The 22,609-nt window shown below is 69.0% G+C and carries 24 protein-coding genes; 15 read left to right on the top strand and 9 right to left on the bottom strand.

Annotated elements, in window-relative coordinates; genetic code table 11:
- The first annotated feature begins 209 nt into the window (after positions 1–209).
- From V4Y04_RS16985 to V4Y04_RS16975, 3 genes are all read left to right on the top strand, one after another.
- Positions 210–446 (top strand): hypothetical protein, encoded by a 237-nt coding sequence (locus V4Y04_RS16985; RefSeq protein ID WP_332428950.1) that lies wholly within the window; start codon positions 210–212, stop codon positions 444–446.
- 77 nt (positions 447–523) lie between these two features.
- Complete coding sequence (locus V4Y04_RS16980; protein ID WP_332428949.1) at positions 524–799, top strand: helix-turn-helix domain-containing protein; 276 nt, start codon at positions 524–526, stop codon at positions 797–799.
- Positions 800–983: 184 nt separating this feature from the next.
- The gene (locus tag V4Y04_RS16975) at positions 984–1,523 is read left to right on the top strand and encodes a hypothetical protein (protein ID WP_332428948.1); all 540 of its coding nucleotides are present in this window, start codon (positions 984–986) and stop codon (positions 1,521–1,523) included.
- A 33-nt stretch (positions 1,524–1,556) separates the two neighbouring features.
- Here the strand turns inward: V4Y04_RS16975 and V4Y04_RS16970 are convergent, their stop codons facing one another.
- From V4Y04_RS16970 to V4Y04_RS16955, 4 genes are all read right to left on the bottom strand, one after another.
- Complete coding sequence (locus tag V4Y04_RS16970; RefSeq protein WP_332428947.1) at positions 1,557–2,207, bottom strand: DUF7691 family protein; 651 nt, start codon at positions 2,205–2,207, stop codon at positions 1,557–1,559.
- A 544-nt stretch (positions 2,208–2,751) separates the two neighbouring features.
- Complete coding sequence (locus tag V4Y04_RS16965) at positions 2,752–4,158, bottom strand: RNA-binding domain-containing protein (protein ID WP_332428945.1); 1,407 nt, start codon at positions 4,156–4,158, stop codon at positions 2,752–2,754.
- Positions 4,159–4,493: 335 nt separating this feature from the next.
- Positions 4,494–5,219, bottom strand: coding sequence for a 5-formyltetrahydrofolate cyclo-ligase (locus tag V4Y04_RS16960; RefSeq protein ID WP_332428943.1), 726 nt, complete (start codon positions 5,217–5,219; stop codon positions 4,494–4,496).
- A 19-nt stretch (positions 5,220–5,238) separates the two neighbouring features.
- A complete protein-coding gene (locus V4Y04_RS16955; RefSeq protein WP_332428941.1) occupies positions 5,239–6,408 on the bottom strand; it encodes a helix-turn-helix domain-containing protein in 1,170 nt (389 codons plus the stop codon).
- A 178-nt stretch (positions 6,409–6,586) separates the two neighbouring features.
- Between V4Y04_RS16955 and V4Y04_RS16950 the strand changes: the two genes are divergently transcribed.
- The 5 genes from V4Y04_RS16950 (at position 6,587) to V4Y04_RS16930 (ending at position 10,391) form a co-directional block, all read left to right on the top strand.
- Positions 6,587–7,126: an ATP-binding protein gene (locus V4Y04_RS16950; RefSeq protein ID WP_332428939.1), complete on the top strand. Its 540-nt coding sequence runs from the start codon at positions 6,587–6,589 to the stop codon at positions 7,124–7,126.
- A 166-nt stretch (positions 7,127–7,292) separates the two neighbouring features.
- Entirely contained in the window at positions 7,293–7,436 is a 144-nt protein-coding gene (locus V4Y04_RS16945; RefSeq protein ID WP_332428937.1) for a hypothetical protein, read from the top strand.
- A gap of 15 nt (positions 7,437–7,451) precedes the next feature.
- Positions 7,452–8,636: a cupin domain-containing protein gene (locus V4Y04_RS16940; RefSeq protein ID WP_332428936.1), complete on the top strand. Its 1,185-nt coding sequence runs from the start codon at positions 7,452–7,454 to the stop codon at positions 8,634–8,636.
- Between the two features lie 50 nt (positions 8,637–8,686).
- Positions 8,687–9,529, top strand: coding sequence for an aldo/keto reductase (locus V4Y04_RS16935; RefSeq protein ID WP_332428935.1), 843 nt, complete (start codon positions 8,687–8,689; stop codon positions 9,527–9,529).
- A 187-nt stretch (positions 9,530–9,716) separates the two neighbouring features.
- Positions 9,717–10,391 carry a phosphotransferase gene (locus tag V4Y04_RS16930; protein ID WP_332428934.1) on the top strand — a complete coding sequence of 225 codons (675 nt, stop codon included), beginning with the start codon at positions 9,717–9,719 and terminating at the stop codon, positions 10,389–10,391.
- A gap of 176 nt (positions 10,392–10,567) precedes the next feature.
- On the opposite strand, the gene V4Y04_RS16925 is transcribed toward V4Y04_RS16930, so the two are convergent.
- Complete coding sequence (locus V4Y04_RS16925; protein ID WP_332428933.1) at positions 10,568–11,329, bottom strand: phosphoglyceromutase; 762 nt, start codon at positions 11,327–11,329, stop codon at positions 10,568–10,570.
- Between the two features lie 190 nt (positions 11,330–11,519).
- Here V4Y04_RS16925 and V4Y04_RS16920 point away from each other — a divergent pair, with 190 nt between their 5' ends.
- Entirely contained in the window at positions 11,520–12,830 is a 1,311-nt protein-coding gene (locus V4Y04_RS16920; RefSeq protein WP_332432878.1) for an MDR family MFS transporter, read from the top strand.
- Positions 12,831–12,861: 31 nt separating this feature from the next.
- On the opposite strand, the gene V4Y04_RS16915 is transcribed toward V4Y04_RS16920, so the two are convergent.
- From V4Y04_RS16915 to phoU, 3 genes are all read right to left on the bottom strand, one after another.
- Positions 12,862–13,113 carry an SCO4226 family nickel-binding protein gene (locus tag V4Y04_RS16915; RefSeq protein WP_332428931.1) on the bottom strand — a complete coding sequence of 84 codons (252 nt, stop codon included), beginning with the start codon at positions 13,111–13,113 and terminating at the stop codon, positions 12,862–12,864.
- A gap of 251 nt (positions 13,114–13,364) precedes the next feature.
- Positions 13,365–13,538, bottom strand: a complete 174-nt coding sequence (locus V4Y04_RS16910; protein WP_332428930.1) for a hypothetical protein — start codon at positions 13,536–13,538, stop codon at positions 13,365–13,367.
- Positions 13,539–13,661: 123 nt separating this feature from the next.
- Positions 13,662–14,360 (bottom strand): phosphate signaling complex protein PhoU, encoded by a 699-nt coding sequence (gene phoU / locus V4Y04_RS16905; protein ID WP_332428928.1) that lies wholly within the window; start codon positions 14,358–14,360, stop codon positions 13,662–13,664.
- A 268-nt stretch (positions 14,361–14,628) separates the two neighbouring features.
- Here phoU and V4Y04_RS16900 point away from each other — a divergent pair, with 268 nt between their 5' ends.
- Positions 14,629–15,990, top strand: coding sequence for a sensor histidine kinase (locus V4Y04_RS16900; RefSeq protein ID WP_332428926.1), 1,362 nt, complete (start codon positions 14,629–14,631; stop codon positions 15,988–15,990).
- Positions 15,987–16,667 (top strand): response regulator transcription factor, encoded by a 681-nt coding sequence (locus V4Y04_RS16895; protein ID WP_042168908.1) that lies wholly within the window; start codon positions 15,987–15,989, stop codon positions 16,665–16,667. Before V4Y04_RS16900 ends, V4Y04_RS16895 begins: the two co-directional genes overlap by 4 nt.
- A gap of 442 nt (positions 16,668–17,109) precedes the next feature.
- Here V4Y04_RS16895 and V4Y04_RS16890 read toward each other — a convergent pair whose 3' ends face one another.
- The gene (locus tag V4Y04_RS16890; protein WP_332428923.1) at positions 17,110–17,772 is read right to left on the bottom strand and encodes a DUF461 domain-containing protein; all 663 of its coding nucleotides are present in this window, start codon (positions 17,770–17,772) and stop codon (positions 17,110–17,112) included.
- An 800-nt stretch (positions 17,773–18,572) separates the two neighbouring features.
- On the opposite strand from V4Y04_RS16890, the gene V4Y04_RS16885 reads away from it, so the two are divergent.
- From V4Y04_RS16885 to cysS, 4 genes are all read left to right on the top strand, one after another.
- A complete protein-coding gene (locus tag V4Y04_RS16885) occupies positions 18,573–19,055 on the top strand; it encodes a CarD family transcriptional regulator (RefSeq protein WP_042168913.1) in 483 nt (160 codons plus the stop codon).
- Positions 19,056–19,421: 366 nt separating this feature from the next.
- Positions 19,422–20,210: a 2-C-methyl-D-erythritol 4-phosphate cytidylyltransferase gene (gene ispD, locus V4Y04_RS16880; protein ID WP_332428919.1), complete on the top strand. Its 789-nt coding sequence runs from the start codon at positions 19,422–19,424 to the stop codon at positions 20,208–20,210.
- Positions 20,211–20,310: 100 nt separating this feature from the next.
- Positions 20,311–20,853, top strand: a complete 543-nt coding sequence (gene ispF, locus V4Y04_RS16875; RefSeq protein WP_443080181.1) for a 2-C-methyl-D-erythritol 2,4-cyclodiphosphate synthase — start codon at positions 20,311–20,313, stop codon at positions 20,851–20,853.
- A gap of 101 nt (positions 20,854–20,954) precedes the next feature.
- Positions 20,955–22,361 carry a cysteine--tRNA ligase gene (gene cysS / locus V4Y04_RS16870; RefSeq protein ID WP_332428917.1) on the top strand — a complete coding sequence of 469 codons (1,407 nt, stop codon included), beginning with the start codon at positions 20,955–20,957 and terminating at the stop codon, positions 22,359–22,361.
- Positions 22,362–22,609: the final 248 nt, after the last annotated feature.

Genomic DNA, 22,609 nt, shown 5'->3' with positions numbered 1-22,609 from the left:
GTTAGCCTCGGTCTTTCGCGGGAGCCCGTCAGTTCGCTGGCGGGCTCTTTCGTCCGTTGGGGCGTGTGGGCAGGCCGCCGGCCCGATGGTCGCCTTGGGCGGGCGCCGGGTTCCCTGCTTCCGGTGGGTGGGTCAGGCTCGTCGGGGCAGATGGATCTGCTGGTCGACCGGGGTTCGGGAGGGCGTCGAGTCACTCGGTCGCGCTGGTGATGACGTCGGTTCAGGCCCAGTGGTGGGTGAATCGCAGGTCCTCGTGCGACAGTCCGCCGTCGAGGCCGGGGCCCCTCGGCTTCGGCTTCGTCGGCTTCCACTTCGATCCGACTCGCGCGGCCTTGCTGCTTCTCGGCGGTGACAAGGCCGGAAACTGGGAGCGCTGGTATCGCGACCACATCCCTCTGGCCGAGCAGCTCCACCACGAGTACACCAGCGACGAGGATGAGGAGTAGCCATGCCCAAGAAGGCTGCGCAGGACTGAGAGGTTCTGGAGCGGGAGCTGTACGCGGCGGGCGTGGAGCCGGCCGAGGTGGAGGCAGGGTCTCGTCGGATCCTCGCCGAAGCGCGCGGCCATCAGCTCGCCGAGGCGCGCAAGCAGTCCGGTCTCGCCCAGCGGGAAGTGGCGGCCCGGATGGGAGTCAGCATCGCCAGGGTCTCCCAGATCGAGCACGGCGAGGGGGCCACGCTGGACGTCATCGCCCGCTACGTGGAAGCGCTCGGCGGCCGGCTGGACCTGGTTGCGGACTTCGGTGATCACACGCTGCGGATGCCGGCCGGCAGCGATCACGGCAGTGCGGCGGCGTAGTGGCCCCCTCTGAACGGCCGTGAACGAGACTGGCCGAGAAGGGAACTGAGATGCTGGGGGTGGCAGGAACGGTGGGGCCTACCGTGCCGCGGTTGCCGCGATGAGGCGTGATACGCGAGGGGCCGAGGGGACCGTGAGGACAAGCAATCGCGAGACGACGTCTGCAAGCAGTCGTACGAGGACTGTGCTCCGCAGCGCGGCAGCACACCTCGCCGCCATGCATCTGAGCGGAGTGCTGCTCCTGCTCACCTTCCTTGTGCCGCCGGCCTGGGCTCTGGACGCTTACGGGGCAGTCCCGGACCATGATCTTTCTGCGGACGTGCCGCCGTTCGTGATCTTCCTTGTGGTCATGTTCAGCGGTGTGAGTTTTCACGTGGTGGTGCAGATCCCCTCGGGGCTGCTGGGTACCTGGCTCGGCCGGAACCGCACTGCCGGCGTCTGCTATGTGGGCGTCCTGGCGGTGGCGGGTGTCCTGACGATCGTTCTGCTGTGGGGAGTCCTGGGGGCCGGCAGTGTCGCCCAGGCCCTTCCCCTGTGGGCCGACTTCATGGCACGCGGCTCGTTGGCCCTGGCCGCGTATGTCTGGCTGAGCCGCCGTCTCCGGGCTTGGCCTGTGCGGCTTTGTCCGCGGGTTTCGGGCGGTAGGTGTCCGCCTCGACGGGAGGCCCCGGTCCCGGCCGGGCTCGATGGTCACGAGATGGACAGCACCCCGCGCGGAGCGTGACGCGAAACGGCCGCCGGCAGCCCCGCAGGATGATCAGGTGAGCTTGAAGAAGAGCGTGTCCTGGGTGTACCAGCCGATATTCTTCGTGGCGTACTCCCACTCGTTGTGCTCGCACTCAAGCTTTTCGATCAGCTCTTGGACGTCGTACCTGAAGTCGGGGGCCATCCGGTCCAGGACGGCGCGATAGGCGTCGGCGGCGGGCTTGGTCTTGGCAAGCGGCAGATGGCCGATGGCGGGGTAGCCGTCCATCGAGTGCGGTACGAACGGGAAGTCGTCGGGCGGCCCGCCGTAGAGGTAGCCGTGGGGCAGGAGGTCGGCGGGCACGCCGAGGCGTCGCATCTCGTCGTCGACCAGGCCGAAGAACGTCGAGGGCTTCGAGTAGGTGCCCAGGTCGGCCGGGTCGGATGCGTTGTGGTCGATGATGTGCTGCAAAGCGGAGTTGTAGGCGTTGCCCGCGTGCTCCGCGTCCGAGTCGGTGCGCCCGGCGATGAGGTCATCGAGGGCGTCGGGGATGGACAAGCCCCAGTCGACGCGCTGGTGATCGAGGTCGTCCTGGTGGGCCCGGGCGTCCTTGCGTATTCCGATGAGGCGGCGTCGTCGGTCTGCGGTCAGGTTGCCGTTGCCGCCGAGGTAGGCCAGGACGTCGGCCTTGTCCGCGGTGGAGTACGCGATGTTGTGGCTCATGATCGCAATCGTGCCAAGCGGCACTGACATCCGGTGATGCCCACCCCCTCCAGGGTGCTCTCGCGCGGCCTGGACCCGGTGTCCCCTCCCCAGGATTCTCTGCTGGACCCGGCACTCCTCTGGCACACCCGGGTGGGCTCGGCCGGGCAACTGGCGGCTCAGGGGCGGCGCTACCCCAGCAAGAAGCCCCAGACCTGTCAGAAAACCGCAGGCCGGGGGTTTACTGGCGTCGGGCTACTTCTTCTTGCCCTGAGTCTTGCCGGGGATCTTGGTGAGCTGGGTTTTTGCTGGTCAGAGGCGGTGGATTCGTGCGCTTGGCTGACGGCCGGCACCTTCGATGCGCCCCGCTTGAGCCTCAGCCGACGACAGTCAGCCACGATGGCGGGTCGGCCGATCGACGGGGCGCGCGTGTGCTTCGCCGCACCCCCACCGGCCTCAGCCACGCTGCCATGGCCGTCGACCAGAGCAAGCTGCGATGGCCGGGACGAAAGCGCCAGCCTGCGAAGGGCGGGGTCCGCGGATGGTGCTCTCATCACATCAAAGGCTACTTTCCACGCTTCCCCTTTTCTGTCAATCGCCAGGCATACTGCGATCGAATCCTGTCAGGAACAGGCTCGATCATGCCCGCTTTCTTCAGTTTGTAAAATACTTGCTTTACGCGGTTTTCAGAGGCGATCCCGGTGAGTGATCGCGCAACCTTGTTGGAAATCTCGGCATTATTGCGCAGGTACTCAAGAATTAGCTCTTCGGGTCGCGCAAGCGGCGTGTGTGCGAGAATAACAACGAAAGCGTTGTCCTCAACGACAAACTGAGGTTCCTTCAGTTTTGCCGCTTTCATTGCGCTCATTACGGTATCGAGCCCCTCGCCGATGTCTTTATTCGGCGGGTCGGGGTACTTGTTCAACATTCGGACAATACTAGGGTTGCGAGCGAATCGATCGGTCAAAATATTCTCGGTCGTCATGTGACCGGGGAGTCGGCCAGGACTCCTCACCTCGACTCTGTTGTCGAAGATTGAGATCAAGATGTCGTCGGAAACGTTATAATCCCTATGGATGACGGCGTTGACGATAATTTCCTTGAGGGCTTCTGGCGGATACTTCACTGGCGACATCTGGCCGTCGGTCCCCAAAATTGGGACAGCCTCGATGATCTCCGCCACTGCATCGAGCGTGCGTTCGATCAGGGCTCGCGCAGGTCCATCGATGGTTAGTGGCGTACCCTTGAGGAACTTGCGATCTGGTCCTTCATTACTCTCATATCGAGCGATCTTCACCGAGCACCGCTTGGGCACAACGGCTGCTGGTTCCTCGGAGTAGAGAATTGCGGCGGATACTGTAGCCTTACGATCTTTCTTCGATACGAGCCTTTGGCGAGTCAAGAATTTGTCCGCCGAGGTCGCGGGGCTATAGTTTGAAAGGAAGTAGGCTAGCTCATCCTCTTCCTTGATTTCGTCCAGCTCATAGTCCTCAAGGAGTTGGTCTTCGTATGACCTCGCCCCTTTGGAAAGCGCAAGGTCTGCAATCCGATGACCGGTCAGCTTGAGGGTTTGGGCTCCTCGCCTCTGATGTACCTCTCCCCTAGAGGTTTTGTGGACGTCTGCACTCTTCTGCACTGTGACAAGGCAGCACACTCCACGCTCTGACGCCCCCTTAACCCAAAGGTATTCCATGTCGTACGGGATCGGCGGCTGTGTCTCATTAACCAAGTTCTGATGAATGAAATTTGTGGCTTCGATATTTTTGAAACCTTGCCAGCGGTAGATTCCGGACACTCGCTTTTCGTCCTCGATGCCGACGATGAATTCTCCACCCTCGGCATTTGCGAGCGCCGTCGCAATCTCTTGAATCTTCTTACCGTCAGACTCGGCGCTTTTAAAGTCCCAGAAATGCGACTCTTGCCTCGAGATGATCTTCGTAGCTTCCGAAAGTGGGATGTTCCGCTCTTCCATCAGTTCCCCCGTAGAGTCGGTTGTCGTACACAAGGCGGGTTGTCATCGCGTAGCAAGGCGAGAATTCTAGCCGCTGCAGCGGGGGTTGAGGCAGGCTCCGGAGTGTGCTCCACCCCAGTACGGGCGGGCCTCTGCTCTGGTGTCGGCGGTTGATTGCTGTGCGCGCGGCTCGGGCGCCGGCCGGGCTGGAGCGGGGCGGAGGCAGGAGCGCAGGCCCGGCCGGGGGCCGGGCCGCGCGCGGGGAGCGGAGCGAGCCGCCTTGAACCAGTAGAGAAGGTTGTAACTCAGTCTGTGGTGTGGGGCTTGTGGGGAGCGGATACTTCCCGCTTCGGTCGTCAGGTGCCCTGTCGAGCCATGAGCGCCGGGATCTGGGCGATCTTCTCCGCCGTGAGGGCCGACCAGTCGACTCCTGACGGGCGGTGGGGGTTCGGGCAGGTGATGGTCTCGTCGGGAGTCACGATCAGGTCGACGCCGACGTCATGCTCCGTGGTGGGGATCGGGGTCTCGGTCACCTGGAGTGCGTGGACGGTGGTGACGACGAGGGTCTCCGGCGTCACCAGGCCGGCCTCGGTGAGCAGGGCGAACTCGATGTCGGAGTAGCCGGCGCCCTTGCCGATACGGGCGCCGTCGCGGTTGACGGCGACGCTGCCGAGAACGATCAGGTCCAGTGGACGGAGGGCGTCCACCTCGACGGTGGGGGCGATGGCGGCAGCGGTGCGGCTGGCTGCGGCCTCGGTGGGTGGGACGGTGAGGGTGGCCGGGTCGAGGAGGTAGAAGGGCTTGAGGGTGGCCAGCTTCGGGACCGCCATGTAGACGGTTTTTCCCTCCTCCAGGGCCCTTGCGCGGACCGGGAGTTGGGCCTTGTCCGGTACGGCTTTGACGACGCTCGCGCGCTGCCAGGCCGGGAGCCCCACGAGTCGGGCCGCGGCTTCCTCGGCGCCCTTGAAGTGGGGGATGCGGCCGTGGACGGAGAGGTCGTGGGCGGCGTCCGCGGCGGTCAGGGCGTCCCAGACCTGCGTGCGTACCGCCTGCTTGGCGTGGTCCAGGAAGTTGGCTGCCACCGGTGTCTCCTTCTCTCTTCTACGCTGCCGTCATCAAGCCGAGCAGTCTGTCGTGGACCTCTGCGACGAGGGGCTCCTGTCGCCAGGGGCGCAGTTCGCGGGCGGCTCCGAAGACGATGTTCATGCCTCCGCCTCCGCGTGTGGTCTCCAGCTCGGCGATGGCTTCGGTGAGGCTGGCCACCCCCGCCTCGACATCGTGTTGACGGATACGGGCGAGCGTAAGGTTCCCCAGCACGATCGCGCGTGACTTTCGTCTGTCCCGTAGCTTCTCCGCCGTGCCGGCCAGCAGGGTTTCGGCCCGTCGGTGGTCTCCGAGGGAGAGGTAGCAGGATCCTGCGAGGCGCCCGAACTGGGTGGGTGACACCAGGTCGGCGGCGGCGTCGCTGCCGTCCACGTGGGCGAGTTGGCGTTCTGCGCCGGAGAGAGCACGTTCGCAGTCCGAGGCCGACCGCAGTATGGCGTGTGCCTCGGCGACGTGCAGGAGCGCCAACCCGGCCAGGGCGGGACTCGTGCGCTCGGCGGTTTCGGCTGCTTGCTCCGCGAGCGCGAGCCCGGCCTGCGCGTCGCGGGCGCCGTACAGCGCGACGTAGCAGGTGCGCAGTAAGGCGTGGGCTTCGAGAGTGGTGTCCCGTAGGTGCCGAGCGAGGTCGGCACTCTGCTCGTAGTACGTCTTCGCGGTGGTGTGGTCGCGGCGCTGGGAGGCGTCCCAGACCAACTGCCCCATGAGAGTGCACGCATCGGCGTGCAGGGCGTGGAGTTCCCTTTGAACGCGTCCGCGGGCGGAGCCGGCGGCAAGCTGGTCGATGCGGTTGAGCTGCGCCGCTGCTTCTGCGATGAGGCCGGCCGAAGGCACACGGTCGTAGCGAGCGGCGCAGTCGTCGAAGCGCGTGCGAAGGGTGGCGACGGCGGGCAGATCGATGCGGTCCGGGTGAAGCAGCGCGTAATCGAGGGCGTCCTGTTGATCCTGCGTGCCACTTGGTAGCCGTGCGGTCAGTAGGTCATTGAGGCCCTCGGCATTGACGCGCAGAAGGCGGGCCAGCCGTGGACGCATCCAGGGCTGCGGGGCGGTGCGGCCTGATTCCCAGCGGGCGATGGTGGAGCGGTCCACCTGCATGTGCTCGGCGAGAGCCTCTTGGGTGAGGCCCACGGTTCGGCGGCGCGCTGCGAGGCCGTTGCGGTGGTGCGCCATGACGCTGTCTCCCCGTTTCGCCTGCCCTGCCAGGGACGTGCGGCTGCGTGATTCCCCAGGTGAGGCGTGGGTGTGACGCACGGATGCCGCATTGGTGCGTCCATTGTGCTCTGGGCGTTGGTGGCTGTGGGCGGTTGTGTGGAACTCCGACGCACACAGCCAGGAAGGTTCGCCCTCCATGACGTTCCGAACACCCGCCCCGAAGTCCTCGTCCTTCCGTGTCCCGTCCGACGTCGGCTCCGTGTCTTCCGCTCGTCGCAGGGTTGTCGCGATCGTCCGTGACTGGGACTTGCCGCTCGCGGAGGACACGGTCGAGACGCTGGAGCTGCTGGCCGGCGAGGTGATCGCGAACGCCGTGGTGCACACCGGGGAGGGCTGTCAGGTCACGGTGAGCTGGGACGGGACCCGTGTGCGGCTGGAGGCCGAGGACACGGAAGGCGGTCTTCTCCCGCAGCGGGCGCCGGCCGACTTGGACGAGGAGAGCGGGCGCGGACTGCAGTTGGTCGCCGGTCTTGCTCAGAGGTGGGGCTCCCGGCCTACCCCAGAAGGAAAGGCGGTCTGGTTCGAGATCGACGGTTGCTCACTCTCGCCGTCCCGCCTGTCTCCCGCCGCATGCGAAAGCGATCCCTCGTTCGGGGGTGCACAGCGGCCGGTGGCGGTTGCCGAACCGGGATGCGACGTGCTCAGCGGCTCCCGTGCGCATGTCACTGCCACCTGATCACTGCCCCTGACCACCGACCACCTGACTTCGGATGCACGAGTCCCGAAGTCGGGTACAGGCGCCTCCGGCCGGGCCGCCACCGCCTGGTGGGGCAGCTGGAGACGCCACAAACCAGGGAGCGAACAACCGGCTCGCTTCCGCCCACACCGAAGGAGACACAGTCATGCCCGAACAGAACGTGACCACGAACAGTGGTCAGGAGGGCCGCGGTCTGCTGGTCGCCCGTCGCCGGATCGCCGCCGCCCGTTCGCGGGCCGAGCAGCCCTCGGACGGCGGTTCCACCGGTCGTTCCGACGGCAACGACTGAGAAGGGCCGTAACCGATGACCACCGACGTACCCGAGGTGGTCGCGCGCCTGGGCGAGGACTTCCTCGCCCAGGTGTACGGCCACACCTACCGCCACTTTCCCGGCGAGCCGGGCCGCTTCGGCGACCTGCTCGGCTGGGACGACCTGAACGCCCTGCTCACCCACCACCGGCTCGAACCGCCCCGCCTGCGCCTCTCGGCGGGCGGCGAGGCGATGCCCCAGCACGCCTACTCGGCGCCGGTCACCACCCGTCGCAGCACCGTGTGGCACCGGCTCAAGCCCGCCGAACTGCACCACCACCTTGCCGAGGGCGCCACCCTCGTCCTGGATGCGATCGACGAGCTGCACCCGGCCGTCGGCCACCTCGCCCAGGAGCTGGAACGACACCTGCGCACCGGCATCCAGGTCAACGCCTACGCCTCCTGGACCCCCGAGGAAGGCTTCGGAGTCCACTGGGACGACCACGACGTGCTCGTCCTCCAGCTCGACGGCGCCAAACGATGGCGCATCCACGGCCCCACGAGGCAGGCCCCGCTCCACCGGGACACGGACGTACCCGAACCGCCGCCGAACGAGCCGCTCGTCGAACTGGTCCTGCATGCAGGAGACATGCTGTACCTGCCACGCGGCTGGTGGCACGCGGTCGACGCTTCCGAAGGCGTCCACTCCCTCCACCTCACCTGCGGCATGCAGACGACGACCGGCGCCGACCTCCTCCAGTGGCTCTCCGAGGACCTGCGCCGCGAAACGACCGTGCGCAGCGACCTGCCGCGCTTCGGGACCGAGGAGGAGAAGGCGGACTTCGTGCGGTCGCTGGGCGACCTCGTCATGAAGGAGTTCGAGGACGGGACGCTGCTCGACCGCTTCCTCACCGTGCGGGACGCCACCGACCGGGCCCGCCTCGTGCCCTCACTGCCGTACGTCGAGGGCGTACCGCCCGACCCCGCTCTCGCCGTACACCTCGTAACCGCCCGCGCCCGGCTGCACAGCGACACGGAGGGTCACGCGGTACTGGCAGCAGGGGGAGAGGAGTGGACCTTCTCCCCGCAGGCCGCGCCCCTGCTGTCCCTCCTCATGGACGGAGGCCATCACCGCCTGGACACACTCGCCCAAGCTGCCGGACTTCGCGTAGGGCAGGTGGCGCAACTCGTGAGCGAACTGGTGGACGGCGAGGTCGCGGCCGTGGGGCGGGCAGGATGAGCGCTCAGTTCGCGGCCGGGACGTACCGGTGCCGTGACGTGTCGCAGTCGGTGGCCGCGGCTGTGGACGCCGGGGTGACATGGATCGACACGGCGCCGAACTACGCGTCCGGTACGGCCGAGGCATCTCTGCGTCCGGTACTCGACGCTTGTCCCCAGGTAGGTGTCTCGACCAAGGTCGGCTTCGTGCCCGACTCCGACCGGCAGGCTGCTCGGGATGCCGGCGTGCCGCCGTACGACCGGGAGCAAGGCCACTGCCTGGCACGTCCCTACATCGCTTGGCAGCTCGCCCGCAGTCGCGCCCGCCTCGGCCGCGTCCCGGACCTGGTTTTCGTCCACAATCCGGAACACGGCCGGACAGGCCGGGCTGATCTGTCACGGACGCTGACTGAGGCATTCGAGGAACTGGAGAGTGCGGCGGACGCCGACAAGATCGGCGGCTACGGCGTCGCCACCTGGGCGGGCCTGTCGGGAGGCATGTTCACCGTTCCTGAACTCACGGCACTTGCGGAAACCGTGGGCGGGCCACACCACCACTTCCGAGCCGTGCAGTTCCCGGTCTCACTCATTCAACTCGCCGTGGTGGCGGACGCACTCGACGGGCGCGGAGCACTGGCAGAAGCCCGGGAAGCGGGACTCGACGTCTTCGCATCGGCCCCACTCGGAGGCGGTGAACTGCTCGGCGCGATGACGGATGAGCTGGTGCGCATCATCGATTCCGCTGCCTCCCCGGCGCAGGCCGCGCTCTTGGTTGCTCTGTCGGCTCCCGGGGTGTCGCGTGTCCTGTTGTCGGCGAGCACACCGGCACACTGGGCTGACGCTCTGGGCGCTGCGGCCTGCGAGCCCTTGCCGCCCGATCACCTGAGAAAGGTCATCGATGTCCTCGGAACCTGACGACCCCGAGGTCGCCGCGCGCATGCGGAGGGCCCATACCGTGGCGTGCGGCTTCCTCAGGACTGTCCCTGACGCTCGGCCGTCCGGTGGAGGGGCGCAGGAGGTGTGGGGGTGGAGGGGACGCACACTGGGCCGACCCGTCACCGGGCCTTACGGGCAAGGATGGCTGCGTGTTGTCCACAGCCCGGTGGACAAGGCAAGCGGCAAGCTGTGGACGGGGCCGGAGGATGCCGAACGGCTGGTGCCCCGGCAGGTGCCGCGCCCTTGTCTGCGTCTCGCACGGCAGTGGACGGAGGGAGAGAACGCGTACAAGGCAGAGCTGTACGACCACGTCGCCGGCACAACCGTGTCGCCCACCCCCGCGCTCGTCCCCGCTGCACCCCCTCTGACGACAGCCTGGTGGAGCGACCTCCGCACGACCCTCGCCTGTCTCTCGGCGGTCCGCACCGACCGCACGGCCGTACGTCAGGCATACCTGGACCGCGCCATGCCGAAGTACCTCGCCTTCCTCGGCGGGCCCGTCCCTACGATGCCGCCCGCGTGGTCCACCGCACACGGCGACCTGCACTGGGCCAACCTCGCCGGTCCCGAACTCGGCATCCTGGACTGGGAAGGCTGGGGCACCGCCCCGGCCGGCTACGACGCCGCCTTGCTGCACGCCTACAGCGTCGGGATGCCGGCGACCGCCGAGCGCGTCCGCCGGGAACTTTCCACCGTTCTCGACAGTGAGGGCGGGCGTTTCGCGGAACTGGTGGTCATCACCGAACTCCTGCAGAGCGCCGAACGCGGGGACAACCTGGAACTCGTTCCCGCCCTTCGGCAGCGGGCGGAAGAGGTCTGGCACCGGATGACCGTCCGCTGAGCCGCTCACCGCCGAGTCGGCGGGGACGCCGGCGAGGCGCGTAAGCAATCCGGGCTCGCACCTCGTCGGCGTCCGACGGCTCGGCCGGGCAATTGACGGCCCGGAGACGGCTCCACCCCACCAAGAAGCCCCCGACCTGACGGGAAACCGCAGGTCGGGGGCTTACTGGCGTCGGACTACTTCTTCTTGCCCTGGTTCTTGACCGCTTCGATGGCCGACGCCGCGGCGTCCGGGTCGAGGTAGGTGCCGCCCGGGTTGAGGGGCTTGAAGTCGGCGTCGAGTTCGTAGGACAGGGGGATGCCCGTCGGGATGTTCAGGCCGGCGATGTCGGCGTCGGAGACGCCGTCGAGGTGCTTGACCAGGGCGCGCAGGCTGTTGCCGTGGGCGGCGACCAGGACGGTGCGGCCGGTCAGGAGGTCGGGGACGATCGAGTCGAACCAGTACGGGAGCATGCGGACGACGACGTCCTTCAGGCACTCCGTGCGCGGGCGCAGCTCCGGCGGGAGGGTGGCGTAGCGCGGGTCGTCGAACTGGGAGTACTCGTCGTCGGTGTCCAGCGGGGGCGGCGGGGTGTCGTAGGAGCGGCGCCACAGCATGAACTGCTCCTCGCCGTACTGCGCGAGGGTCTGCGCCTTGTCCTTGCCCTGGAGGGCGCCGTAGTGGCGCTCGTTCAGGCGCCAGCTGCGGTTCACGGGGATCCACAGGCGGTCGGCGGACTCCAGCGCGAGCTGGGCGGTGCGGATGGCGCGCTTCTGGAGCGACGTGTGCAGTACGTCGGGCAGCAGGCCGGCGTCCTTCAGCAGCTCACCGCCGCGGACTGCCTCCTTCTCGCCCTTCTCGGTGAGGTTGACGTCCACCCAGCCGGTGAACAGGTTCTTCGCGTTCCAGTCGCTCTCGCCGTGGCGGAGGAGGATCAACTTGTACGGTGCGTCGGCCATGGCTCCGAGCGTAATCGAAGCCCCGCGCGGGCCGCGCCCCTGTCCGGTGGGTGAAGGGCGGGGGCGGCGGGTTGACGGGATCTGTTAATCGAGTGGTGGGCGCCCCGGCGACCTTCGTAATGTGTGCCTGCCGGTTCAGGCGCTTACATTCGGGGGTTTCGTGGTGTTCATCGGGCGTACCGGGCGTGCGATGCGGGAGACCGTGTCCGGGCTGCCATCTGCCTTCTGGTGGCTGTGGACGAGCACCCTCGTCAACCGGCTCGGCGGCTTCGTCGCCACCTTCATGGCGCTCTACCTCACCCTCGACCGCGGCTACTCCGCCACCTACGCCGGTCTCATCGCCGCCCTGCACGGCCTCGGCGGAGTGCTGTCCTCGCTGGGCGCAGGGGTGATGACCGACCGGCTCGGACGGCGCCCCACGCTGCTGGTCGCGCAGGCGTCCACCGCGGTGTCCGTCGCCCTGCTCGGCTTCGTGCGCGACCCCGTCGCCATCGCCGTCGTCGCCTTCCTCGTCGGGATGGCCTCCAACGCCTCCCGGCCCGCCGTCCAGGCGATGATGGCCGACATCGTCCGGCCCGAGGACCGCATCCGCGCCTTCTCCCTCAACTACTGGGCCATCAACCTCGGGTTCGCCGTCTCGACCACGGCCGCCGGGTTCATCGCCGAGCACAGCTACGCCGCCGGGTTCCTCCTCGAGGCCGTGATGACGATGATCTGCGCGATCGTCGTCTTCGTGAAGCTCCCCGAGTCGAAGCCCGTCCAGGCCGCGGGGGAGGAGCGTGCGGACTCCGTCGGGCTCGGGACCGTACTCCGCGACGGGCGGTTCATGGGCGTCGTCGGGCTGTCCTTCCTCGTCGCGCTGATCTTCCAGCAGGGGGCCGTCGGACTGCCCGTCGCGATGGGGGCGGCCGGGTTCACCCCGGCCGAGTACGGCATGGCCATCGCGGTCAACGGCGTCCTCATCGTCGTCCTGCAGATCCCGGTCACCCGGTTCATCGAGCACCGCGATCCCGGCCGCCTGCTGGTGGCCTCCGCGCTGCTCGCCGGGTACGGCTTCGGCCTCACCGCCTTCGCCGGGTCGGTGGGCGTCTTCGCCCTCACCGTCTGCGTGTGGACGCTCGCCGAGATCATCAACGCGCCCACCCAGACCGGACTCGTCGTCCAGTTGTCCCCGGCCCACGGGCGCGGGCGCTACCAGGGCATGTACACCATGTCGTGGGCCGTCGCCGCGCTCGTCGCCCCGCTGATGTCGGGACTCGTCATCGACCGGTACGGGGCGGAGTGGCTGTGGGGCATGTGCGCCGTCGTCGGCACGGTGGCGGGACTCGGGTACGCGCTGCTGATGCGGCGGCTGCCGTCCGAGACCTCCACCCTCGCCGCCCCGGCCCCGCCTCCGGCTCCCGTCCTTGCCGCCGGCGCCGCCCCCGTCATCGTCGAGGGGGCGTCGGTGGTCGCCACAGGAGTGGACGCGAGCGTGGAGAAGGCCGGGGTGCGGGGGTGAGGGGCGGTCGGAGGTCAGCGCCTCCTGAGGCTCACCGCACCGACAACGGCACCGGGTGGATCTCGTCGGCCTGGTGGCCGGTGCGTTCATGGATGCGCTGGACCGCCTCGGCGGAGGGCGCCTCCGAGAGGCAGTAGACCGTGCCGGACTCCGGGTCCGCCCACGCGTGCTGGAAGAGGACGCCCTCTTCCTGCTGAATCGCGAGGTCGGCCGCGTGGGCCTGTTCCAGCTGGTCCGCCGTGATGCCGCGCATGTTGTGGTGGATATCCATGTACTGCGCCATGGCCTCGCACCTCCTTCCGGCTTCAGCCGGCCGTACGCACCTTTGTCCGGTCGTGCGAACCGTACGGACCTTCCCTCGGGCGTACGCGTCTGCTTCGGGTCTGGGCATTTTCCATACTGCGCCTGCGCCGCCCATGAGGCACGCCGAAGGCCCCGGTGGCCGGGCGACGGCGGCAGTGGATGCCGATGCCGTCGCCCCGACGGCCGCCGGGGCCTTCGACACGTGCGGGTCGGACGGCTGTACGGGTGGAATCAGCCGCACTGGCAGGGGCTGCCCGACTGGCAGCCGCAGCCGCAGCCCGAGCCGCAGCCGCACGCGGCGATCAGGGGCAGGCTTCTGATCTCGGCCGGCTGCTCGGTCTCGCGCTCCCGCGCGGGATCGGGCGTCGTGCCGGTGGATCCGGTGGATCCGGGGGAATCGGCCATGGGTCCCTCCTCGAGACTGGTGCCTGTGCCCATTGGATGCCCGCGCCACCGGGCACATCAACGGCGCATCGACGGCGCATTGGGACGCGCGCGTGCCCCTGGCCGATTCCCCGCCCGCTCCGGTCAGGCGTCCGTCCCCGGCGCCGCCTGGATGTCGGGCTGGATGTCCGGCTGGATCTCGTCCGCGTGCTCGCCCGTGACCAGGTAGACCACCCGCTTGGCGACCGAGACCGCGTGGTCGGCGTACCGCTCGTAGTAGCGGCCCAGCAGCGTCACGTCGACGGCAGTCTCGATGCCGTGCTTCCAGCGGTCGTCCATCAGGTGCTGGAAGAGGGTGCGGTGCAGCAGGTCCATCTCGTCGTCGTCCTGCTCCAGCTGGAGTGCCAGGTCGACGTCCTTGGTGATGATCACCTCGGCCGCCTTGGCCATCAGGCGCTGGGCGAGCTGGCCCATCTCCAGGATGGTCGCGTGCAGGTCGCTCGGCACGGCACGCTCCGGAAACCGCAGCCGCGCGAGCTTCGCCACATGCTGCGCCAGGTCGCCGGAGCGCTCCAGGTCGGCCGACATGCGCAGCGACGTGACGACGATCCGCAGATCGGTCGCCACCGGCTGCTGGCGCGCCAGCAGGGCTATGGCCAGGGCCTCCAGGTCGTGCTGGAGCTCGTCGACCTTCTGGTCGCCCTCGATCACGTGCTCGGCCAGCTTCAGATCGGCGTCGAGGATCGCGGTCGTGGCGCGCCCGATCGCCGACCCGACCAGTCGGGCCATCTCCACCAGACCGTCGCCGATCGAATCCAGTTCCTCGTGGTACGCGTCCCGCATCAGGGTTCCTCTCATGCGTTCGAAGGGGTTTCGGGAGCCGGGGCCCCCGTGGGTTCCCGGGGCAGGTACCCCGCCACGCAGCCGACGGCGCGAACCCCGCGCGACCGAGGGTGCGAAACCCACGGTCCCACGTTCCGTTCTCCACGCGTCCGAATCCGGCCCCCTACATGAATCATCCCTGGCTCCGAGGTGAACTCTGGGCGACGAGTGTTCGAGCTTGTCGTCCCATGGCTGTGGCCACCGGCCGGCGCATGCCTAACCTGGACACATGGACGTGAACGCGGCGGTCGCCGCAATGGCAGCGATCGCCGGAGTACTCACCGGCGTCATCGCCATGCTGGCGTTCCGCTTCAGTGAGCGCGAACAGAGGCGCCCCACGCGTTCCTCACTGCACACGGAACCGGTGCTTCCGCCGGGCGTGGACACCGTGCTGTCCGTCCTGCGCTCCTCCGCCGTCGTCCTGGACGAGGCGGACGGCGTGGTCAAGGCCAGTTCCGCCGCGTACGCCCTCGGGCTGGTCCGCGGCGGCAAGCTCGCCGTGGAACCCATGCTGCAGATGGCCCGCGACACCCGGCGCGACGGCGAGATACGCCAGGTCGAACTGGACCTGCCCCGCCGCGGCACCGGACGCGGCGAGGCCCTCGCCGTCTCCGCCCGGGTGGCACCCCTCGGCTCCCGGCTCGTCCTGCTGCTCGTGGAGGACCTCACCGAGGCCCGCCGCATAGAAGCGGTACGGCGTGACTTCGTCGCCAACGTCAGCCATGAACTGAAGACGCCGGTCGGCGCGCTCTCCCTGCTCTCCGAAGCCGTCATGGACGCCTCCGACGACCCCCAGGCCGTGGAGCGCTTCGCCGGCCGCATGCAGGGCGAGGCCGTCCGCCTCACCAACCTGGTGCAGGAACTCATCGACCTCTCCCGGGTCCAGAACGACGACCCGCTCGAGGACGCCGAACCCGTCCGCGTGGAAGAACTCGTCGCCGAGGCCGTCGGACGCTGCCGGCACGCGGCGGGCACCAAACAGATCACCATGGCCTCCAACGTGTGGACACCCGAAGGAGCGGAGCCGGGCGACACCGGACACAAGGCTGAATCGACCACCTACGGCGACCTCCGCATCTGGGGCAACCGAGGCCAGCTCGCCGCCGCCCTCGGCAACCTCGTCGAGAACGCCGTCAACTACTCACCCGCCCGCACCCGCGTCGGCATAGCGGCCCGCAAGGTCGCCCGGCCGGGCGGGGACATGATCGAGATCGCCGTGACCGACCAGGGCATCGGCATCTCGGAGAAGGAGAAGGAGCGCGTCTTCGAGCGCTTCTATCGTGTCGACCCGGCCCGATCCCGTGCCACGGGCGGTACGGGTCTCGGCCTGGCGATCGTGAAGCACGTGGCAGCCTCGCACGGCGGGGAAGTCACCGTGTGGAGCGCCGAAGGCCAGGGTTCCACCTTCACCCTGCGGCTTCCCGAGGCCGCCGCGGCCCCCACCCGCGACCGCACACCCCGGCCGTCCCACCAGGACGAACCCGAAAGCCTCGACGCCGAGGCCGGACGGACCGCCGGCTCCTCCGACTCCCCCCACTTCCCCGATCCGTCCGCGTACGAAACGCTTCCCTCCCCGGAGGTCCTTCCGTGACCCGAGTGCTCGTCGTCGAGGACGAGGAGTCCTTCTCCGACGCCCTGTCGTACATGCTCCGCAAGGAAGGCTTCGAGGTCGCCGTCGCGGCCACCGGGCCCGACGGCCTCGACGAGTTCGAGCGCAACGGCGCCGACCTCGTCCTCCTCGACCTGATGCTGCCCGGCCTGCCGGGCACCGAGGTGTGCCGTCAGCTGCGCGGCCGCTCCAACGTCCCCGTCATCATGGTGACCGCCAAGGACAGCGAGATCGACAAGGTGGTGGGCCTGGAGATAGGGGCCGACGACTACGTCACCAAGCCGTTCTCCTCGCGCGAGCTGGTCGCCCGTATCCGCGCCGTGCTGCGCCGCAGGGGCGAGCCGGAGGAGGTCGCCCCCGCCGCCCTGGAGGCCGGTCCCGTCCGCATGGACGTCGACCGGCACGTGGTCACCGTGAGCGGCACCAAGGTCGACCTGCCCCTCAAGGAGTTCGACCTGCTGGAGATGCTGCTGCGCAACGCCGGGCGCGTGCTGACCCGGATGCAGCTCATCGACCGGGTCTGGGGCGCCGACTACGTGGGCGACACCAAGACCCTCGACGTCCACGTCAAGCGGCTGCGCGCCAAGATCGAGCCGGACCCGGGCGCGCCGCGCTACCTGGTGACGGTCCGCGGGCTCGGCTACAAGTTCGAGCCGTAGGCGGACCCCGGGTGCCGGGTGCCATCGCCCGGCACCCGGCGGTGTGACTCGTTCGTGTGAGGGTCGGCTTGCGGTGTCGTGGGCCGTCCGGGTCAGCGTGATCGTGCGATCCGGACGCCGGGTACGGCGCCGGTGAACGGGGCCCCCGCTCCACCGGAGTGATGGTTCGGGGCCTCCCCGTCGCCTTGGCCGCACTCGTGTGGCCGGGTCGCGCGGGGCAGTGTCATTCAGCGACCTCCGGCCGCGGAGGCCTCCCGGGATCGGACCACGCACCGGATGCGTGTCACCGCCCCGGGGCCGAGCACGCCGGAGACCTGGGGGCACCTCCCACGCCCTTGAGGCAGTGGGGGGAGCCCCGAACGGTCCCGCCCACCGTCGTATTCAGTGCGGCTACGCGGCTACGTGTGTATGCGTAGCCGCGTACGCGTGCTGCGGCTGTTGTTCAGTTGCCGGCCGGCTGGCTGGCCGAGGCGGCGTCGGTCGGGGTGCCCTCGGGAGCGCCGGTCGCGTCGGCGGCGCCCTCGGTCTCCTCGGCGCCCTCGGTCGCGGACGCTTCCGCCGACGGCTCCGTCGAGGCCTCCGGCGCGGTCGGGATGTCGCTCGGGCCCCAGCCGGTGAAGAAGCCCTCGGCCGGGTAGACGAACGCGCGCAGGCTCACGTCACCGGTCTCGCTGAAGGTGAAGGTGACCGGCTGGGCGTTGCCGTCCTGGACGGACTCACGGCTGCTGGACAGCACGGCCGAGGCGTTGCCCTCGCCGCCGAGGATGAGCCGGCCGCCGGCCGGGACGGTCAGGCTGCCGCCCTCGGCGGGGGTCAGCTCGGCGGTCTTGCCGGTGCCGGGGAGGGTGACCGACTCCAGCGTCTGGTCGGTGCTGCCCTCGTTGAACAGGGTCGCGGAGACGACGGCCGGGCCCGTGGACTCGAGGTCCGGCTGGGTGACGACGATGGCGTTCTGGACCTTGATGTCGCCGACGGTCGTCGCGGCGTTGTCCGGCTGGACCTGCAGGGTCTGGGCGTTGTTGCCGGCCGCGCACGCGGAGAGCGAGGCGATCGAGAACGCGATGGCGGCGGCGGCGATGGCCCCGCGTCGAAGGCTGCTGCTCACGGCGGCGGCAACTCCTTGACTCGTGCGAGCGGTGGCGACCGGTCAGCCGCCCTGAGTGTCTGTCGTCGCTGTCAGTGGGTGTCTGCCAGCGGTCTCAGGTTATCGAGCCGGTCCCGCGTGTCCGCACCCGACCCTCCCTGGGGCGTCCACGGTTCACCCCGGATGACACGCGCGGGCGTCGCCCGGGGTGAATGCGGGGGTGAACCGCGGACGCCCCGGCTCGCGTGCGGTCCCGGAGTGTGCTGCCCGGGCGTGAGCCCGCATGCGGGGACGTGATGCCCGCCGTACGAGGGTGCGATGCCCGCCACCGACTCGCGCAAGTGACTCGCGGGTTACTCCGTCCGGACACTCATCCGGCATTCACATAAGTGCGGCCGGGGGTGTCCTCGCCTCGGCGTGGCGCATATTCCGTGAAGGAATGCGGGACCGGGCCGGAAAATGCGGCGGGCGGTCCGGAAATGGATCACCGTCGGCGTGTCCCGGGAGGGCTCGTGATCAATTCCGGATTCGACCGGAACCCGGCAGCACGCACCGAACGGAGTAGCGGAAGTCGAGCACTCGGAGGCAGACATATGGGGATGTATGGGCGTCTCCCGGGAGCTCCGGATACGTGTAGCGTACGCGTTTCACTTGCCCCGGAGAGCCCTTCCGACCTGCGAATACCTGCTTCCACTCAACGGTCGAAGCACGTTCCCGATGCTGTTGTCAAGCCCCGAGAATGGCCCTGACCTGCGAAAACGCCATTCAGAACACGCTGTATCCGTGTTACCCTGGATAGCCACGGAAGGGGTACCTGTCACATGACGTTCAAGGTTGGCGACACCGTGGTCTATCCCCATCACGGGGCCGCGCTGATCGAGGCTATCGAAACTCGCCAGATCAAAGGCGTGGACAAGACCTACTTGGTGCTGAAGGTCGCCCAGGGCGACCTGACGGTACGTGTGCCAGCGGACAATGCGGAGTTCGTCGGCGTACGTGATGTGGTCGGTCAGGACGGGCTGGACCGGGTCTTCGAGGTGCTGCGCGCACCGTATGCCGAGGAGCCCACGAACTGGTCCCGTCGGTACAAGGCAAACCTGGAGAAGCTCGCCTCGGGCGATGTCATCAAGGTCGCGGAAGTCGTGCGTGACCTGTGGCGTCGTGAGCGTGAGCGCGGACTCTCCGCCGGTGAGAAGCGCATGCTCGCCAAGGCGCGCCAGATCCTGGTCAGTGAGCTCGCCCTCGCGGAGAAGACCAACGAGGACAAGGCCGAAGCGCTCCTCGACGAGGTTCTCGCCTCCTGAGGCGGGAAAGGCAGCAGGCGGGGCATGCACGGAGCTTCGTCGCCCGGTGCACACCTGATTCCAGTGCACCTCGAGGATCAGCACATCGAAATGCCGCGGTGCCCGATGACGTATGTGAAGTCGCCGGGCGCTGCGGCATGTTCGTATCCGGACACCATTCGTATGCCGCGTCCGTATGCCGCCCGGCCCGTACACCTCGCACCCGCCGCGCTTCCCGCACCCTGTCGGGTCCGGGCGGCCGGCTCGACCAGAGTCACGGAAGGGGCTGGTCAAGACGGTACGCCCGGCACTTCCCCCGCTCCGGGAGCAAGGGGTACGTCCAGGCCATACCCACTCGGGTCCAGCACACAAACCTGACAGGAACCGATGTCTGACGATCCCTTCCCGCAGCCGCAGCCGCAGCCGTCGGCGCAGCCCGTGCCCGGCCGTACGACCGCCCGCACGGCGGCCGTGATCCCGGCCGCCGGCCGGGGTGTGCGCCTCGGTCCGGGCGCGCCCAAGGCGCTCCGCACCCTGGGCGGCACACCCATGCTCATCCACGCCGTCCGCGCGATGGCCGATTCCCGCGCCGTCTCCCTGGTCGTCGTCGTGGCCCCGCCCGAGGATGCCGCGGAGGTCAGGACGCTGCTCGACGCGCACGCGCTGCCCGACCGCACCGAGTTCGTCGTCGTCCCCGGCGGGGAGACCCGTCAGGAGTCCGTGAAGCTCGGTCTCGACGCGCTGCCGCCCGGGTTCGACATCGTTCTGGTGCACGACGCGGCCCGCCCGCTGGTCCCCGTCGACACCGTGGACGCCGTCGTCGAGGCCGTCCGCGACGGCGCCCCCGCCGTGGTCCCGGCGCTGCCGCTCGCCGACACCGTCAAGCAGGTCGAGCCCGCCGTCGTCCCCGGCGAGCCGGAGCCCGTGGTCGCCACCCCCGACCGGTCCCTGCTGCGCGCCGTGCAGACCCCGCAGGGCTTCGACCGGGACACCCTGGTGCGCGCGCACGAGACGGTGACCGACGACGTCACCGACGACGCGAGCATGATCGAGCAGCTGGGTCTGGCAGTCGTCACCGTGCCCGGCCATGAAGAGGCGTTCAAGGTCACCCGTCCCCTCGACCTCGTTCTCGCCGAAGCGGTCCTCGCCCGCAGGAGGCTCAACGATGGTTTCTGAGCCGCAGGCCGTGCCCGTTGAGCCCGTCCGCGCGGAGCCCGTGCCCGCGGAGCCCGTCCGCGCGGAGGCCCTTCATGCCGAGCCCGTCCGCGCGGAGGCCGTGTCCGCGGAGACCCTCCACGCCGAGCCCACACGCGCGGAGCCCGTCCGCCCCGAGCCCGTCCTCCCGCAGGTCGGCATCGGTACCGACATCCATGCCTTCGAGGACGGCCGGGAACTGTGGTGCGCCGGCCTGAAGTGGGAGGGCCAGGGGCCCGGACTCGCCGGGCACTCCGACGCCGACGTCGTGGCGCACGCCGCGTGCAACGCCTTGTTCTCCGCAGCCGGCCTCGGCGACCTGGGACAGCACTTCGGCACCGGGCGGCCCGAGTGGTCCGGCGCCTCCGGCGTGACCCTGCTGACCGAGGCCGCGCGGATCGTCCGGGCGGCCGGATTCCGGATCGGCAACGTGGCGGTGCAGGTCGTCGGGGACCGGCCCAAGATCGGCAAACGCCGGGACGAGGCCCAGAAGATCCTTTCCGAGGCCGCCGGGGCACCCGTGTCGGTCTCAGGTGCCACCACCGACGGACTCGGCTTCCCGGGCCGCGGCGAAGGACTCATGGCCGTCGCCACCGCCCTCGTCGTCCGCACGGGCCGGGGCTGACCGCCGGCCGTGCGAACCGGGGGCCGGGGTCGACCGAAACACGGGTCGGGGACGGCGCGAAGGGGCGTGAGGCACCGCCCTGGGCCGACTACCCTGGAGGGGTGACTATTCGCCTGTACGACACCAGCGCCCGGCAGATTCGTGACTTCGTCCCGCTCCAGCCGGGTTGTGTCTCGATCTACCTGTGCGGTGCCACCGTGCAGGCGGCACCCCACATCGGGCACATCCGCTCGGGGCTGAACTTCGACATCATGCGCCGCTGGTTCGAGTACCGCGGTCTGCGCACGACGTTCATCCGCAACGTCACGGACATCGACGACAAGATCATCACGAAGTCCGCGGAGCAGGACCGCCCCTGGTGGTCCATCGGCTACGAGAACGAGCGCGCCTTCACCGACGGCTACCAGGCCCTCGGCTGCCTCCCCCCGACCTACGAGCCGCGCGCCACCGGCCACATCACCGAGATGGTCGAGATGATGCGCGGCCTCATCGAGCGCGGTCACGCCTACGAGGCCGACGGCAACGTCTACTTCGCCGTCACCTCGTTCCCCGACTACCTGGCGCTGTCCAACCAGGAGCTCGACAATCTGCTCCAGCCGTCGGGCGAGGGCGAGACCGGCAAGCGCGACCCGCGCGACTTCGCCCTGTGGAAGACGGCCAGGCCCGGCGAGCCGAGCTGGGAGTCGCCGTGGGGCCGCGGGCGCCCCGGCTGGCACCTCGAGTGCTCGGCGATGGCGCACAAATACCTCGGCACCGTCTTCGACGTCCACGGCGGCGGTCTCGACCTGATCTTCCCGCACCACGAGAACGAGATCGCCCAGGCCAAGGCCTACGGCGACGAGTTCGCCCGGTACTGGGTGCACAACGCCTGGGTCACCATGAGCGGCGAGAAGATGTCGAAGTCGCTCGGCAACTCGGTGCTCGTCAGCGAGATGGTCAAGCGGTGGCGGCCCATCGTGCTCCGCTACTACCTCGGCACCCCGCACTACCGCTCGATGATCGAGTACAGCGAGGAGGCCCTGCGTGAGGCGGAGTCCGCGTTCGCGCGCATCGAGGGCTTCATCCAGCGGGTCGGCGAGCTGACCGGCACCGCGGGCGCCGTCGAACCGGCAGCCGAGGTGCCGCCCGCCTTCGCCGAGGCCATGGACGACGACCTCGGCGTACCGCAGGCCCTGGCGGTGGTGCACACCACCGTCCGGCAGGGCAACAGCGCGCTGGCCGCCGACGACAAGGAAGCGGCCGTCGCCCGCCTCGCCGAGGTGCGCGCCATGCTCGCCGTCCTCGGCCTGGACCCCCTCGACGCCCACTGGGCCGGCGACACCGACCGCGGCGACGAGCTGAACGGCGTCGTCGACACCCTCGTCCGCATGGTCCTCGACCAGCGCGAGGCCGCCCGCGCCCGCAAGGACTGGCCCACCGCGGACGCCATCCGCGACCAGCTCGGCCAGTCCGGACTGGTCATCGAGGACGGTCCGCAGGGTCCACGCTGGAGCCTCGGCCCGCGCTGACACGGACGCACGGCCGCGGCACGACGGAAGCGCGGCCGGAGCACGGCCGGGGCACGGCCGCAAGATCGAGTGTGCCGTCCGGGCCTCCGGGCGGCACACTGCATAGACGTAACACCGACACAGACGCAACACCGACACGCCGATACACCGACACGCCGACGCGACGGACGCAGCACCGAGTCGCCGACGCGACGGACGCGACACCGATGTGCGTACGCAGATCCGTACGCACACACGACTTCATGGAG

The organism is Streptomyces sp. P9-A2 (assembly GCF_036634175.1).
In the GTDB taxonomy this organism is placed as follows: Bacteria; Actinomycetota; Actinomycetes; order Streptomycetales; family Streptomycetaceae; genus Streptomyces; species Streptomyces pratens.
This window is presented reverse-complemented; position numbering and strand designations above follow the sequence as displayed.